Origin of the sequence: Colwellia hornerae (assembly GCF_007954355.1) — a bacterium.
In the GTDB taxonomy this organism is placed as follows: domain Bacteria; phylum Pseudomonadota; class Gammaproteobacteria; order Enterobacterales; family Alteromonadaceae; genus Colwellia_A; species Colwellia_A hornerae.
Genome location: NZ_VOLR01000025.1, coordinates 50,588 through 67,632, shown reverse-complemented (window position 1 = coordinate 67,632; position 17,045 = coordinate 50,588). Strand labels below are relative to the sequence as shown.

Annotated in this window: 11 protein-coding genes; 9 read left to right on the top strand and 2 right to left on the bottom strand. The window is 36.1% G+C overall.

Going from position 1 to position 17,045, the window contains the following annotated elements:
• Positions 1 to 147: 147 nt before the first annotated feature.
• Complete coding sequence (locus ESZ26_RS15700) at positions 148 to 1,392, bottom strand: type II toxin-antitoxin system HipA family toxin (RefSeq protein ID WP_146800405.1); 1,245 nt, start codon at positions 1,390 to 1,392, stop codon at positions 148 to 150.
• Entirely contained in the window at positions 1,385 to 1,657 is a 273-nt protein-coding gene (locus tag ESZ26_RS15695; RefSeq protein ID WP_146800404.1) for a helix-turn-helix domain-containing protein, read from the bottom strand. The genes ESZ26_RS15700 and ESZ26_RS15695 overlap by 8 nt, the downstream gene beginning before the upstream one ends.
• Before the next feature lie 266 nt (positions 1,658 to 1,923).
• On the opposite strand from ESZ26_RS15695, the gene ESZ26_RS15690 reads away from it, so the two are divergent.
• The 9 genes from ESZ26_RS15690 (at position 1,924) to ESZ26_RS15650 (ending at position 16,958) form a co-directional block, all read left to right on the top strand.
• A complete protein-coding gene (locus ESZ26_RS15690; RefSeq protein WP_317615689.1) occupies positions 1,924 to 2,421 on the top strand; it encodes a recombinase family protein in 498 nt (165 codons plus the stop codon).
• A 1,151-nt stretch (positions 2,422 to 3,572) separates the two neighbouring features.
• Positions 3,573 to 5,113, top strand: a protein-coding gene (locus tag ESZ26_RS15685; protein ID WP_146800403.1) for an IS3 family transposase whose coding sequence is annotated in 2 segments (ribosomal slippage) — positions 3,573 to 4,041 and positions 4,041 to 5,113 — 1,542 coding nt in all. Because the reading frame shifts where the segments join, the coding sequence is not laid out codon by codon here.
• 113 nt (positions 5,114 to 5,226) lie between these two features.
• Positions 5,227 to 6,030 (top strand): substrate-binding periplasmic protein, encoded by an 804-nt coding sequence (locus ESZ26_RS15680; RefSeq protein ID WP_146800402.1) that lies wholly within the window; start codon positions 5,227 to 5,229, stop codon positions 6,028 to 6,030.
• 897 nt (positions 6,031 to 6,927) lie between these two features.
• A protein-coding gene (locus tag ESZ26_RS15675; protein ID WP_395881386.1) for an IS630 family transposase occupies positions 6,928 to 7,990 on the top strand; the annotation gives its coding sequence in 2 pieces (ribosomal slippage) (positions 6,928 to 7,413 and positions 7,415 to 7,990; 1,062 coding nt in all).
• Between the two features lie 1,169 nt (positions 7,991 to 9,159).
• A complete protein-coding gene (locus tag ESZ26_RS15670; protein WP_146800401.1) occupies positions 9,160 to 10,893 on the top strand; it encodes a DUF4856 domain-containing protein in 1,734 nt (577 codons plus the stop codon).
• A 149-nt stretch (positions 10,894 to 11,042) separates the two neighbouring features.
• Entirely contained in the window at positions 11,043 to 12,308 is a 1,266-nt protein-coding gene (locus ESZ26_RS15665) for an imelysin family protein (RefSeq protein ID WP_146800400.1), read from the top strand.
• A complete protein-coding gene (locus ESZ26_RS15660; protein WP_146800399.1) occupies positions 12,308 to 14,521 on the top strand; it encodes a TonB-dependent receptor family protein in 2,214 nt (737 codons plus the stop codon). Before ESZ26_RS15665 ends, ESZ26_RS15660 begins: the two co-directional genes overlap by 1 nt.
• A gap of 88 nt (positions 14,522 to 14,609) precedes the next feature.
• Positions 14,610 to 15,590 (top strand): sterol desaturase family protein, encoded by a 981-nt coding sequence (locus ESZ26_RS15655; protein WP_146800398.1) that lies wholly within the window; start codon positions 14,610 to 14,612, stop codon positions 15,588 to 15,590.
• Between the two features lie 345 nt (positions 15,591 to 15,935).
• Positions 15,936 to 16,958: an extracellular solute-binding protein gene (locus ESZ26_RS15650; RefSeq protein WP_146800397.1), complete on the top strand. Its 1,023-nt coding sequence runs from the start codon at positions 15,936 to 15,938 to the stop codon at positions 16,956 to 16,958.
• The last annotated feature ends 87 nt before the right edge of the window (positions 16,959 to 17,045 follow it).

The window sequence follows — 17,045 nt, the reverse complement described above, 5'->3', positions numbered from 1 at the left end:
CCAAGAAATGGACGATGCCGATAAGAAACTGGAAAACGGCCTTGAATCGATTTATGATTGAATTCGAAGACCGCTTAAAGGACTTTATTTAAAACGGGCAGTTACACAAAATCTGTTACAGGCTCTCTTCAAATTAAATAAAACGTTTTAAATCTGCTTATCTAAAAACATTAATTTTTGTTCCACCGTTTTACTTATGGTTTTGGAACTACTTGAGGATACACCTGAATTATTTAGAAGTTCATTAATATTTGACATATTATCCATCAGTTTTTGGGCCATTGGTTTTATTTCCTTTGGATTGATACCTGCCTGTCTTGACATAAGATCAAGTGATCTTGTACTAAGGTTTTCACCTTCTCCTGCAAACGAAGTCATATGCTCTTTATATGGGGATGGAGAGTACACCACATCATAAAAGGGGGATAAGCGCCAATTATTATCATCATCGCATAAAAAGGCGAAGTTTTTAGCATGATCATCCTGATTACAAATTAGATAATTAAACAATGCTCTGCTGATCATTTTCTTTGCTTCTGTAACACCACACATCATACGAGTCGCTTTTATAAGGTCTACATAATCAAGAGATGGTTCACTAAATGATGCGTCTAGAAGACCACTTGCGGAAATCATATGAAGTCGTCCATTATCGCCAATACAGTCAAACCTATCCTGTCTAAGCCAAAATCTATTAGGCTCAGCTTCGAGTAAATCAAAGCCAGAAGTCTCTATGCCGCATTGATTTGCTAACGTCATACAGCAATATTCGACTAAACTCTCTTCATGAGCAAGATCGAACTTTTCTGAAGTCAGCTTGATAATACTAGGCTTCCCTTTTACGTATCTGTTTGTAGTATATGAACCATCGGAGAGAAGAGTGGCATTGATCTTCGGCCTAGCTCCGCCTGAGCCTGCTGTATTCATTAAGCTTTCAATTAGTTCTGTTTCAGTGCCTTCAAATTCGTTTACAGCCTGTTTACCCAATTCCCGAATTGAGTAACCTTGGTACCTTTCTGTGGCGAATTCTATCGTTGGTTCATAATACAATGCACCTAAGCAGTTATCACCGATAAAGGCGAGGCGTTCAAGCTGTGTAATCTTTTTAGGATCATAATCATTTTTTCTAAAGATTTTATCCATTAGGTGCAGTCCCCACCCATCAGGGAGGCTATCTGAAAAAACACCGTGGAGTTTTTTATGAGGTATCTGTGGGGCGAGTTGGGCTTCTAGAGACTCTTCTATCGCAAAAGGCGAAATATTGGAATAATTGTTTAGGTATTGGTCATTGTACTGAAAGTATATCCCATTTCTATTCTCTGCGAGTTCACCTACTTTTACAGCATTACCATTAGAGAGCTTTCGTTTAACAATGAGTTTATGATCAAGCATCTTTTAGCACCTCATCTAGATTTTTTGGAGCATCAGACAATTGAGTGAGTTTTTGTAATTCTGTGAGCTTACCTATTTCTGCGTAAATCATGAGGAACTGCCGAAAAGAAATTTCCCCCGTTTTTTCAAACTTGCGTATTGTACTGTCAGGTACGCCTGTTTTTGCTGAGAAATCTTGCGTGCTGTACCCCTTCATTTTACGAGTTTTTTTAGAAAACTTGCTGAACTCTAACTGTACATCAAAAGGGGTTAGTAATGAGAGCATGTACACGTCCTATAAAATTAAATGCTACTATAGTAGCTAATACCTTTGTTTATCTTAGTTTATTGCTACAATAATAGCAATAAAGGATATTTTGATTACAGCCAAACTGTAACACTCTAAATTAATCAAATCCGTATCACTTAACATCAGTTGCGCGTTTGACTTTAACAGTTACAGTCTTGTTTAAGATTTTAAATGAGACGGTATTATGAAGTTAGGTTATATCCGCGTATCAACCATTGAACAAAACACAGCACGGCAATTAGATGGGCTTGAACTCGATAAAGTATTTGAAGATAAATGCTCAGGGTCTAATAAATTCCGATCGTACAGCGTTAAATCTACTTAAAGATTACGCAAGAGAAGGGGATACTATAATTGTTCACGACATTAGCCGTTTGGCTCGCAATATTTCAGATCTTATCGAGTTAATTAAATTTTTTAATAACAAACTAGTGACTATCCTCTTTTATAAAGAAAACCTAATTTTTAGTCATGATTCATCAAATCCCATAAATAACTTAATGTTGACTTTACTTGGTGCTGTCTATCAGTTTGAAAGAGAAATGATTTTAGAAAGACAAAAGGAGGGGATAGCTAAAGCAAAGCTAGCAGGTAAATATAAAGGTAAACCAAATACCATAAATCGCGGACCTGTTTGGGAACTTTTAGAACAAGGGCTATCAATTAGAAAAGTAGCAAAAGAGCTAGGTATAAGTCCTGTGAGTGTTCAAAAAATCAAGTTTGAGCACAAACCAAAGTAACTATTTATAGTCTAACCGTCACAAAAGTTACTCTGTGGTCATTCATCATAATACTGATAATGCCAGGGTGGGATCATGCATTTCAAATAAATGGCACGGTATAATAAAGAAATTTTGAATATTATTGATACGAGATGATCAGATCAGTATCAAAAATTAGAATAGTTATTTCTCATGTTAAATATCTCCGAAGTTTTTAATTATTGCAATAAAGCAAACATATTCATTATTAGCTGTTAAATTTTCCTAGGCGTCCTGCAGGACGCCCCCAGGACGCCTACACATAATACTTGGTTTGAAATGTATGAATGCCTTCTTAGCAAGCTAATTTAATAGGCTAAGAAAGTGTGGTCGCTAATTAGGCGTCTATCGGGCAAATAGTGAGCAGTAATGAGGGGGCTTTTGAGCTCAAATCTGCATCAGATCAGAAATAACGAAAAACATGTTCCTTCATACAAGATAATAAAATCGACACAATCTTGTCAAAAAACAGATTAATTCAACAAAAATCGTGTTTTTTTCGATATAAATAAATTAAAAACATATTCTTTCATACAAGTTGTATGAAACAGACATATTCTTGTCAAAAAAAAATTATTTTTTTATTTGAAAATCTCACGAACATGTTCCTTCATACAAGATATACACAGCGACATAATGTTTCTTAAGACTGAAAAAACATGTTCCTTCATACAAGATAATATATATGTAAAAACGTGTTCATGGGAGGACACTCGATTACTGTTTTCAAAAACATTGTAACCAACGTATTTCACTCTCTCTTTAAACACCTTCTAAACACACCAAAAAAGACGGCTAACAAGAGCAACTAAATTTTCATCTAACGTACAATCTTAATCTAAGAATCGAATATATAAGCAACCTATTAATATTACTTAAATTAATTGATTTTATTAACTTTCAAATTATGGTTGTTTCATTGTGATGCCATTCTTGTTTCAGTCAAAAAGTTTGAGGTGTCTATTCCACCATATAGTTTCATCACTAACTCCTCATTACAGTGATCATTAAGTTTAGCCTGTAGAGACGAAAAACGAACCGCTTACACGGATGAGATTTCTATATGATTATCAGGATTGTTGTCGCCTCAATTAATTTATAAATAAACAGGGGGCGGTAAGTTTAAATTAGTGGATTATCAAAGGTCTTCAAGTCAATTTAAAGAAGCAATATTAACTAAGCTCAGTCAAAGTGGTTTGTCAGTTCGAAAGTTTGCAGCGCAAGAAGGCATTAACCTTTCAACCCTGTATAGTTGGCAAAAGCAATTTAATACCTCAGGTTTAAGCGTGACAAAAGTAAGTTCATCAGATAAATGGTCAAGTGAGGAAAAGTTTTCAGTTGTACTGGAAACAGCCACACTATCGGCAGTAGAGTTAAGTGAGTATTGTCGAGTGAAAGGTTTGTATCCTGAGCAAATCAAAGCTTGGAAACTAGCTTGTATCGCAGGTAACACTGCTACTAAACAGGTAAAAAGAGTAAAAACTACGCCTGAGCAAAAGTCTGACAAGAATCGTATTAAAGAATTAGAGCGTGAATTGCGCAGAAAAGAAAAAGCCTTAGCCGAAACTGCCGCATTACTTGTATTAGGAAAAAAGTTTGATGCCTATTGGAAGGAAAAAGAGGGCAGCTAATTTCGCTGACCGATAGGCAAAAGCATGCACAGTTGGTCAGCACCGCCGTAACGTCGGGGGCGAGGCAAGACAAGGCCTGTGAAGTGATTGGATTCTCAACAAGAACCTTACAGCGTTGGCGAATAGACGGGGTTATTGGCGCAGATAAAAGGCCAACAGCGTCGAGGCCGGAGCCTGGGAACAAACTGAGTCAAGCGGAAAGACAAACCGTGATTGATGTTTGTAACAGCGAAGAGTTTGCCTCATTACCGCCAAGCCAAATTGTACCTATACTCGCTGATAGAGGTGAATATATTGCTTCGGAATCGAGTTTTTACCGTGTATTGCATGCCCAAAACATGCTGCACCATCGCGGTAAAGCTAAGCCGAGAAATATCCATAAAAAGCCAACAAGTTATACGGCTAAAAAGAAGAATGAAGTGTGGAGTTGGGATATAAGCTACATGCCCACATCGGTTATAGGTAAACACTATTACCTCTATATGATAGAAGACATTTACAGTCGTAAAGTAGTGGGTTGGGAAGTTCACCATAATGAAACAGGTGAGCAAGCGGCAGCATTACTAGAGCGTAGTGTTTGGTCAGAAAAATGCTTGAAGAAAGACTTAGTGTTGCACTCAGATAATGGTGCGCCTATGAAGAGTCTGACGATGCGAGCTAAGATGTACGATTTAGGTGTTGTTACCTCACGCAGTCGCCCAAGGGTAAGTAACGATAACCCTTACTCAGAATCACTGTTTAGAACGGTAAAGTATCATCCTCGTTGGCCTAGCGAAGGTTTTAAATCGTTAGATGAAGCGCGTAAATGGGTGAAAGAGTTTGTTTATTGGTACAACAATGAACATCGCCATAGCAGAATAAAATTTGTAACTCCGAGCCAAAGACACGATGGTCTTGATGTTGAAATACTAGCGAAACGAAAAGTGTTATATCAGACAAAAAGAAATGAACATCCACAGCGATGGTCAAAAGAAGCGAGAAACTGGCAGCCAATAGGCGCTGTGGAGTTAAATCCAGAGCAAAACAAAGAAGCTGCTTAACAATTTAGGCGACAACTGTCTTAAAAAACACCGAAACACTGCTATTATTAATTAAAAAGAGCTTTATACTTGATCCCTAATGATCGTAAATTAAATGGGCATAAAAAACTGCTATGAATAGATTTTGGTTATGTACTTTATTAATTGTTGTTTATTTTCCTAACTCATCTATATCTCAAACAATGAGTTTTAACGCAGATAAGATTCCTTTATGCGCTGGCGCTCATGAATGGCCTCCTTATCATTATTTTAAGCGCGTAGATGGTAAAAAAACTGAAGAAATCATAGGGGTTGATATAGATATTTTCGATGAGATTTTTACCAAAAATGGGATTCATTACTCAGTTGAACTACTTCCTTGGAAAAGATGCTTGCACGAAGCAATGAAGGGGGAAATATATGATGTTGTTTTTGGAGCGGGACTTAATGACTCTAGAAGAGACAAATATGTCACGACTAAAGGGTATTATACTGTTGTGCCTTCTTTTATCTACGTGAAAGAGAAGTTCCCCTCAGGAGTAAAGGTTGAAGTTCCATCCGATCTAAAAAAATACGGCCAACTATGTGGAGTTCGAGGTTTCAATTATGTCAACTTTGGGCAAAAAAATGAAGAAGTTGATATGGGATCTTCAGATTATCATTTTCTGATTAAAAAAACGTTGGCTTTACGCTGTGATATTTCATTGGTCAGGTATGAAATATTGGCTGGATGGGACAGAGTTCTTAATATGAATATAATTGGCGATGATTGGTTGATTTTAAATCCTGTACCTAATAATCCACCCGAATCATTCCATCTTATGATTTCTAAAAATTATAAGTACTCTGATGAGTTGAAATTTTTTTTTGAATCGGAAGTTAACAAATTAAAACGTTCAGGAAAATTTAAATCGATTTTGAGTAAGTATACCAAATAAGGGAAAGTCTGACCCAAGCATCGCTCGCCTGTTAATTAAAAAAAATAATTAATACAGGTATCTCCTGCCACCCATGTCAGTAAAATCGGCTTTTTTAAGTTGCTATCGATACAAAATCTAATCCGAATCAACATTAACTTCTTAATGTTCAATGCCTATATTGTGATATTAGTTAGCGTTAATATGTGAAATACAAACGGCTATAATGAGCTTTCAGCAGTCCCTCAGACTTCTAGTGATTTCTGGTTGAAATTGCCCCCTAATATGCTTGTTATTTTACAAAAGCTAACGTCAGCTTTTAGCTAATTGAAGTCATAAAGTATTCGTGGATAATAATGTCTGTAAATAAAAAAAACCGTCTTTACAAACAAATATTATAACCATAGCAACCTGTCCAAATGGGTCTAAAATATGATACTTCTTTGTCAAATTACACTTAGACATTAAAAATTTTTCATAAGCTTTAAAATATGAAGCGGTAAGTAAATCTATCAGGTCGCTGATTTTTATACTCCTGAGAAATGTACTTAGAAGTTAAAATGAAAATTATTAAATAATGCTTAATGAAAACTTTAGTTATGTTTAGCGCATTGATAAGGGGAGGGATAACCTAAAACTATTATGTACATTAAAACGTACATAAAAATCTAAGCCTATATTTTGACCCTTTGATTATAGGGTATTATCATAATCGTGCCATTTAGTTTAAGATTATATTGTTATGTATAAGCTTGTTAATTTATGTCTAATTTTAAATGATCTTATTATATTTAAATATTTTCTCTGAGCGATTTTAGACCGGAATTGGGCTAAACTTTATCCTAAAAGAAGTTATTAGAGACGCTGGAAAAAACAGAGTAATACCAATTACACTAATTTTGTGATCTAATTGCAGGTATGAAATATATTACTCAAAAACAATTGTCTGAGAAATTAGAACCCATTAATTTAAAGACGCTTATTGCTCAAGAAAGCAATGGCAGAATGCGAATTCGTTTATTAGCTTTATCACACATTAAAGACGGAGCTGATAGAACCCAAGCCGCTAAATATTTGAAAGTAAGCAGGAAAGTTGTCAATGATTGGGCTAAGAATTTCTTTAATCATGGTATTCATGGATTAAATGAAAAACCAAGGTCTGGACGACGCTCTAAACTCACAACAGCTCAATTATCTGAGCTTAAAGAATACGTTCAATCCCACAGCATAAAAGAGAGCGGTGGTAGACTAAATGCTGAAACACTTGTTTCAGTTATTAATGAAAAATTTGGCGTTAAATACAGTAAAACGAATGTTTACAGGTTATTGCATGCACTTAATTTTTCTTGGATAACAAGCCGCTCTCGTCATCCTAAGCAATCTCAAGAAATCCAAGATGATTTTAAAAAAATTCAAAATAACATTGATCAAAAAGCTCCCTAAAGATCAAGCCCTAGATAGTGTAGATATCTGGTTTCAAGATGAAGCAAGGTTTGGTCAACAGAATACAACCACGAGGCTCTGGGCAAAAAAAGGGAGTCGGCCTAGAGCGGTCAAACAGCAACAGTTTTTAAACGCCTATATATTTGGTGCAGTTTGTCCAGCTAATGGAAATACAGAAGCTTTGGTCGTGCCATTTTCAAATAAAGAAGGCATGAAGATCCATATGGAGCAAATATCAAAAGCAACGCCCAAAGGTAGACATAGTGTCGTCATAATGGATGGTGCGGGTTGGCATACAGAGAATGTTGTAGATGAAATTGATAATGTGAGCATCCTCAAATTACCTGCTTATTCACCTGAGTTAAACCCGATTGAACAAGTATGGCAGTGGTTACGGCAAAATGAATTAGCGAACAAGTGTTTTAAAGATTATCACGATATTATTGAATCTTGCAGTGCTGCATGGAATAGCTTTAGAAGTGATATAAAACGGGTGAAAAACATGTGTTTTAGAGACTGGCTAAATTTGGGTGGTTAATTAATGTATTTGGTATAACACTTTAAAAAGACGAACCATTATACAGTAGTTATTAAAAAACAAAAAATAGTAACTTATTGATTTCCTTTATTTCCTTTATTTCCATATTTGCTTTGATTTACTGATTTTTCACTACCCTAAAAGTGCTAAAGTACGCACTAACCATTTGTATTGTAATGGTTAAATTGTATTCTGACCCTTCTTCTTGAGGGGGTGGTGACTTAGGTCGTGTGAGTTCGAGTCTCTCCATCTGCACCAAATTTAAAGCCTATAACTTAATGAGTTATAGGCTTTCTTGTTTTTTATGGTTCGCTGCTAGATCATTTTTATCTCTTAGTTTATTTGATACTTGTTTAGCCATATTTGGTATTTCTGATTCCATCCATCGACCATAATGTTTTTCTAGCATTTAAATGCTGCTATGCCACATTAGTTTGGCAATTCAGTTTAAATTAATGCCTGCTGTGACAAGTTGGCTTCCATAGGTATTTCGCGCTTGACCAATTCCTCGATATCGAACACCTGCTACCTGACAGAGTGGTCTTAAAAACATTTTACTGAACGCTTCACTGTCACTCCAAAAACGTTTAAATTTGGGACTGATGAATACGAACTGTAATTCTATTTCGTCATATAATCTGTTATTGGGTTGGAGAATTAATAAGTATGTATAAAAATTCGAATATCAATAAATCTATGATTATCCTATATTTAACCTCTTGTTTTATCTCTTTAGTATGTTATTAATTGAACGATTTATTTAATTTTAGCTCCTCTTATAAACTTGCCTAGTAGAACCACTAACAAATACAGATATAATTGCTGAGCTGAGAAAATACTTAATCAAATATTGAAGTCCATCGTTGATGTTAATTGAGTTTTAAAGAGGTTCAAAATTAGGCGTTGCATTTAACTGGCTCATTTTAATTTGAGTAATAACTGGGTTTTTCGTTTTGATTAGAAAGTTTGTAATTAAAGAAATTAGTTTCTTAAATTTGGCAGATGAAACAAACACTTTATCTAAGTTACAAATTTCAAATGATTTGAAGTGTTTAATAATGAATTATATTTACGAATGATATCGATTCGTATTAATATTAGTGTTAAGGTTACTCCAATAAAAAAGCAACATTTAAATTTACATTACTTTTACATCATTAAGGTCTTTCATGAAAACTAATATTATAACGCTTGCAATCGTAGCATCTTTAACTTTATCAGCATGTGGTGGTTCAAGTGGGGGTTCACCAGCTTCAGATCCTGTTACACCAACTAATTCGGCTCCAACAAATGTCACGATTACTAATATTACAGTAGATGAAAATTCTGTCGGAGCAGCTATTGGAACATTATCTGCGACTGATGCAAACTCAGGTGATACCTTTACCTTTACAACAGATAGCGACATGTTTGTTGTTACGGGTAATGAATTAAGTTTGAAAGCTGATACAATGGCAAATTTTGAAAATGCTGAATCACTAGCTGCCAATATTACCGTTACAGACAATGGTGGTCTTTCATATTCAAAAGAACTCACTATTACTGTTAATGACTTACTAGATACTTATAAATTTGAAAGTAAAATAATCGCAGGTGAATCAAGTGTTGGTTATACCGGGCAAATTGCTCGTCATGCTTTGATAGCTGAATTAGCTCATTATATTGGTAGTGGTTTACAAGCTGACATAGACGCGAATGCATTTATAGATAAGCAAGCTGTACTTGATAAGTTAAATTCATATTTCCGTACCACGAGTAATCAATATGAGAACAACTTTTCGTTAAACTTCTTATCTGATACGAAACAACCATTCATTACCGATATCTCTTCGAGCGCTAAATCTTTAGACGGTAAAATAGCCGGTCGTGATGCTAGTCGTATGCGTAAAGACTGGACTGATGGTACTAGTTTTGTTGGCGCGGGCGCTAACATGACACCAGAAACCTTAGTCGATGCTTATTTTAACCAATTGGCTGATAACGCGGTTGATGCGAATATTCGCCTCGATGAAGCGACAAACAGCCCAATCACTAAAGTTTATGTCAATACAGATGGTACTGACTTAAAACAATTACTTCAAAAGTTCTTATTGATGAGCGTCACCTATTCGCAGGGCACTGATGATTATTTAGATGAAGGCTTAGCCATAGACAATATCGATCCTCGCGGTACAGGCAAAGCAGATACTGCCCTTGAACATGGTTTTGATGAAGGGTTTGGTTATTTTGGCGCTGCTCGCAATTACTTAGAATATACCGATAAAGAAATTGCTGGAAAAGTTAAAGCTGATGATGCAACGACAGGCCGCGCAGATTGGAATGGTAAACACGACACTGATGGTGATGCTCTTTTTGATTTAACGTCAGAAGTCAATTTAGGTAGCTCGGTTAATGCAGCTAAGCGTGATATCGGCTCTTCAACTAATGCTAACCCAACTGATTTTACTAAAGATGCCATGGAAGCCTTTTTAGCGGCTCGTAAAATCATCAATGATAATGTAGGGACTGTGTTTACAGCAGAGCAAACAACCGCACTTGAAACACAGCGTGATAATGTTGTTAATGCATGGGAAAAAGCCATTGCTGCTACTGTTATTCATTATATTAATGATCTTCGTGCAGATTTAGCTAAATCAGGCGATGAATATAACTACGAAAATGTTGCTAAGCACTGGTCTGAAATGAAAGGTTTTGCATTAGGCTTACAATTTAATCCTTATTCGCCGATCACTGATGCACAATTTGCTGAGATCCATGTTCACTTTGGACAAAAACCAGTATTACTTCCATTTGGCTCTGCGGATAAAACGGCTGTAACTACTTACATTGCTGACTTAGCAAAAGCGCGTGATATATTGCAAAAAGCACTGGGCTTAGATGCTGACAACGTTGCTAACTGGTAATATTTTAAGTTAATAACAAACCAAGCCTTAAGTTGTTTCAACTCAAGGCTTGGCTGTTTTTTATTAGTGAATGATCTTTATAGATTATTCACTAATAAAAATCATTAATATCTATAACATTCATTTTATTTACATTATAGGGTTAAAAAATGTCAGTTAACATTAATCACACCGCACTCTCTATAGCCATCGTTGCCGGTTTATTAGTGAGTGCTTGCGGGGAAAGTACCAGTAGTAGTAGTGGTGAAAGCTTTGGTACCAGTTTAGCAACTACGCCAAACCCTGCGCCAAATCCCAGCAGTAATTTTAATCAACAAGCGTTACTTGAAAACATTACTGATAATATAATCACCCCCGTTTTTGAACAATTCGCTACAGTATCAGCAACACAAATCCCAGAGATAGCAGCCTACTGCAAAATGGAAAAAGATATAGTTCTAGGCAATGCAACTACTGAGCAAGTTAACGCTACACGTGATAATGCAAGGACGGCATGGCGTAACACCATGAATGTATGGCAACAAGCCGAAGTCATGAAAGTGGGTCCTTTAACTGATAATGAAGGATTGTTACGTGATAAAATTTATTCGTGGCCTGTGGTTAATTCATGCTCTGTTGATTTTGAAGTGGTAAACTTTAAAGCAGGGGTTGTCAATGGACAGCCATTTAATATTGCTCAACGTACCCCTTCTCGACGTGGCTTAGCAGCGATAGAATATTTACTGTTTAACGAGCAACTTAATCATAGTTGTATGACAAGTACTCAGCCTGAAAATTGGGACAATCAAACAGATGGATATCGAAAAATAGCGCGTTGTGAGTTTGCACTTGAAGCTGCACGTGATGTTAATAATAGTGCGAAAGAATTAATAACCGCCTGGTCTGGCAATAATGGTTATGCAAGTACGCTAAAAGCGGCAGGTAGTATAGGCAGCCAATTTAGCACTGAATTAGAAGCGATTAATTTGATCAGCGATGGATTGTTTTATTTAGATACATTCACTAAAGATGGCAAGTTAGCGACTCCGCTGGGGCTTCAGGCTAATAGCTGTGGCTCACAAGCCTGTCCTGACGTTGTGGAATCAGTATATGCACATCACTCTGTCACTAATATTGAAAACAACTTATTGGCATTTCAAAAACTTTTAACAGGCAAAACGGGGACTGGTTTTACACATTATTTAATTGACGTTGGCGACCCAGATACCGCAGACTCAATGTCTACAGACGTTCAACTAGCTATTGATGGTGTTCAGAGTTACCAAAATAGTTTAGCTGACGCACTTGTTAATAATGAAGCGCAAGTAACACAAACGCATGCCGATGTTAAACAAGTTACGGATAGACTAAAAATAGATTTTATTACCAGTTTATCGCTGAAATTACCCGCGACTTCCGCAGGAGATAACGATTAATGAATACTAACGCGCATAAATATATTGCGGTTGTTTTTGCCTTTACCTTACATACTAATGTTAATGCTAACGACAGTACTAGCGACACCCCTGCTGAATACACTGAACGTGTTCAAATTATTGGCCATAATGATAAATTGCGTACTGAAGCTGGTGCCGCTACGTTAATTGGTGAAGTTGAATTACAAAAATTCAAATTTGACGATATTAACCGTGTGTTATATAGCGTACCTGGCGTCAATATTCGCGAAGAAGATGGTTATGGTTTAAGACCCAATATAGGCTTTCGTGGTGCGACACCAGAGCGCAGTAAAAAAATCACCATCATGGAAGATGGTGTATTAATCGGTCCTGCACCTTATTCTGCACCTGCAGCCTATTACTTTCCGATGGTCAGTAAAATGACGGCATTAGAAGTATTTAAAGGTCCTTCTGCAATTAAGTATGGACCTAATACTGTTGCTGGTGCATTGAACATGACAACACGTCAAATACCCAAGGACAAAGAAGGTGCAATAGACCTTGCTTTTGGAGCTGACGGATATGCTAAAACAAAAGCGTACTTTGGCACTACTAATGGCAACTTTGGCTATTTGATTGATGCTGTGCATATCGAAGCGGATGGTTTTAAAACGTTAGACGGCGGTGGTGATACTGGATTTGATAAAAACGATATTATGACTAAGTTTCAATATAATTTGTCTAATAGCCAATATAGTCAAATTGTTGAAATGAAGCTAGCCTATGCTAATGAAAAGTCTCATGAAACCTACCTAGGATTAACAGACACTGATTTTAAGCAAAATGCTAATCGCCGTTATGTCGTCAGCCAAAAAGATTTAATGGATTGGGAGCATCAGCAAGTACAGTTTACGCATTTTATTGGTAATGATAACTTTGATATAACGACTCGCTTATACCGTAACGACTTTGAGCGTTCATGGGATAAAATTAAGGGTTTTAAAGCAGGAGCAGTCGTTACTGATTTACAAAATATTTTAACGAATCCTGAAACCGACGCTAATGCACCGTTTTATCAGGTGTTAACGGGCCAACGTGACACCGAAAGAGAATATGAAAAAATTATACTAGGTGATAACCAAAGAGAGTATTATTCGCAAGGTATTCAATCTGAGCTCTACCTTTACCAAGAGGTTTTCGATGCAAAACATGCCTTTAATATTGGCTTTAGGGTTCATCAAGACCAAATTGAGCGACGCCACACTACTGATGCCTATACAATAACTTCAGGTAAACTAGTGAGTGATGGTAGTGCAACACTTGCTGGAGATACAAATACAGAAAAAACTACGGCTATTTCTGTTTTTTTTAAAGATACGATGACGTTAGGGGCATTAGATTTAACCTTAGGTCTACGTGGTGAATTTATAAAGGCCGACTACCAAAACGATGCGCCAAGTAAAGAAGGTGAATGGCAAAAGAAAAGCACAGATATTTGGTTACCAAGTTTAAGTGGATTTTATACATTATCTGAATATTCAGGGGTGTTTTTTGGTGTTCATGAAGGCTTTGTGCCAACGAGTCCAAAAGAGCCAACAAGTGTGAAAATTGAAAATAGTATCAACTATGAATTAGGTGCTCGTTATCATGACGAGAGTAGCCAACTTGAAGCGGTTATATTTTACAACGATATAGAGAATTTGAAAGAAAGTTGCTCATTTTCAACGGCCTCACTTTGTCAAGATAACACGGACGGAGAATTTAACAGTGGTGAAGCAAGTGTTATAGGCCTTGAACTGAGTGCAAAACATACTTATGAGCTATCAGCGGATTATGACTTGCCCATTTTATTGAGTTATACCTACACCAAAGGCGAGTTTGATAGTGCATTTAGCTCTGACTTTAGTATGTGGGGAGACGTTAACGTAGGAGATACGTTGCCGTATTTACCTGAAAATCAATTAACACTTGATATCGGTTTGGCGGCTAATAATTGGCAAGTTAATTTAATCACTCGCTACATTGATGAAATGAAAGAAGCATCAGGTGAAAATGTTCTCTTGTCTGGCGTAACAACTCAAGCGTTAACTATCGTTGATTTGGCTGCAAGTTATGAACTAGGAGATATGGGCAATATCTACTTTAAACTTGATAACTTACTCGATGATCAAGAAATAGTCAGTCGACGTCCTTATGGAGCCCGACCTAGTAAACCTAGAACTGCTTCTATTGGTTATCAATATAGCTTCTAATTAGCATTAATAGTGTTTAAGATTAAATAAAAGCGTTAAGTGTTATACTTATCGTTTTTATTTGTAACCTTATTAAGAAAAGTTATTTATGGACTTTCTCAGCTCAAATTTTAAAGAATTAGCCCTCTATATCCTTGATCCTAATCAACGATTATTTTGGGGCTATCTTTTATCAGCATTAATATTTGCCAGCATAGTGTATTTTATTAATTTAAAGAAGGTGCTGAAGTCTGGTTCAACGCAAGAAAAACCACTAGGGTTAGTAGGCTTTTTATTTCCTAAAAAAGTTTTTTTAGCGCGCTCAGCAGTCAATGATTATGCCTTGTTTATCGTAAATAAACTTTTTAAGGCAGCATTATTTCCCTTTATTATTTTAACAATGGTACCTGTAGCTTTAGGTATTTCATCAGCAATAGAATGGTTATTTGGGCCTATAGATCACTTTACTCTATCATCGGCAAGTATTATGGTCGTTTTTACCATACTATTATTTATTTTTGATGATTTTACGCGTTTCTTATTGCATTACTGTTTACACAAAAGTCATTATTTGTGGGAGTTTCACAAAGTTCATCATTCAGCAACAGTACTAACACCCTTTACTATATATCGCTCACACCCCGTTGAAAATTATCTTTATGCTTGTCGTATGGCATTAACTCAGGGCTTTGTTGTTGGCTTGTGTTATTACTTATTCGGACCCACATTAAAAATGATTGATATTATTGGCGCCAATGTTTTTGTCTTTGCGTTTAATATTATGGGCTCAAACTTACGTCATAGTCATATCAGGATAAGTTGGGGGAATAAATTGGAAGGTCTATTTTTAAGCCCTGCACAGCATCAAATTCACCACAGTGATAACGCTAAGCATTTTGATAAAAACTTTGGTACAGTTTTATCCCTTTGGGATCGCTTGTTTAACTGTTTTATACGCGCTTCTGAGGTGGGACCGTTGTCTTTTGGCATAGGTAAAGAAGGTGAATTACATAAGTCGTTGATTGGGATATATTCACAGCCTTTTATCAACGTGTATAAAAAATTACGTTTTCGCTTTCGTTTTTTTTAGCACATCAACGGTAGCTAATTTAAATTTTATCCCTAAGTTTTAGTTATAATGATCAGTTGCAATAAGGTACACAAACCAAACTATCACTGATAAATAATTACTTTAGAAGTATTATTTTAAGCTTTATAGATATCAAATAATTGAAAAACTTTAGTGTCCAAATCTAAAATGAAACTCATCAATATATTCGGGGGCTTGCTCTCACTTAGGCGAAGTTACTTATAGAACAGCAATCTAAATAAGAATTATTCTCAAATGGATTGACAAATTATAATGTTTTCTTTAATATTGCCAGCCTATAAACATTTACGATTGGGACTGGCATTATATTGCCAGGGTAATATAATGCAAAAAATAACGTCGATCCGAAAAAATTTATTCTTAATTTTTGCTGGCTTTATATTTATTTCATCATCTTTACAAGCTAATGATGAGGTGAATGTTTACTCCTATCGTCAGGCATTTTTAGTTAAGCCGCTGTTTGACATTTTTACAGAAAAAACGGGGATTAAAGTCAATGTTATTTTTGCTAAAAAAGGCATGGCGGAACGTCTTGCCCGAGAAGGTAAATATAGCCCCGCAGATATATTACTAACAACGGATATTAGTAGGCTCATTGAATTGCATGACCGTGATCTACTGCAAGCTTATAGCTCGAAAACACTACTTGATGTCATTCCTCGTCAATATCGTGCTACAGACAATACCTGGTATGCACTTACAACACGAGTACGTAATATATACTCAGCTAAACGTTTGGGTGCTATAGATATTAATTATGAAGATTTAGCTGACACTAAATACAAAGGAAGAATATGTACCCGAAGCGGTAAACATTCATACAATATTGCACTTGTTGCCTCTATGATTGCAGCCCATGGTGAAGCTGATACCCTCACTTGGTTAGAGAAATTTAAACTAAACTTGGCCCGCAAACCTCAGGGTAATGACCGAGGACAAGTACAAGCCATTCATCAAAATCTATGTGATATAGCGTTAGGTAATAGTTATTATTTTGGCAAAATGTTGGTTGATGAAAAGCAAAAGTTATGGGCTGATTCGGTATACATTAATTTTCCTAATCAGAATAACCGTGGTGCTCATGTGAATATATCAGGGATGGGCATGGCAAAATATGCACCTAATAATGAAAATGCTAAAGCGTTAATGGAATTTTTGGTATCAAAAGATGCACAGAAGCTTTATGCTGAAACGAATATGGAATACCCAGTGAGAACTGATGTGATGCCCTCTAATTTAGTTGCCTCATGGGGTGATTTTAAAGCGGATTCATTATCGTTAGAATCGATCGCAAAGTATAGAAAAGAAGCGCTTAAACTTATAGATAAAGCTAAATTTGATTTATAAAAGATGATCATTATTTCTTGATAGCCCCGTTAAAAAACAAACTCTGGCGAAGTGTCTGCTGGCTAATAGCATTTTTACTCATAACAC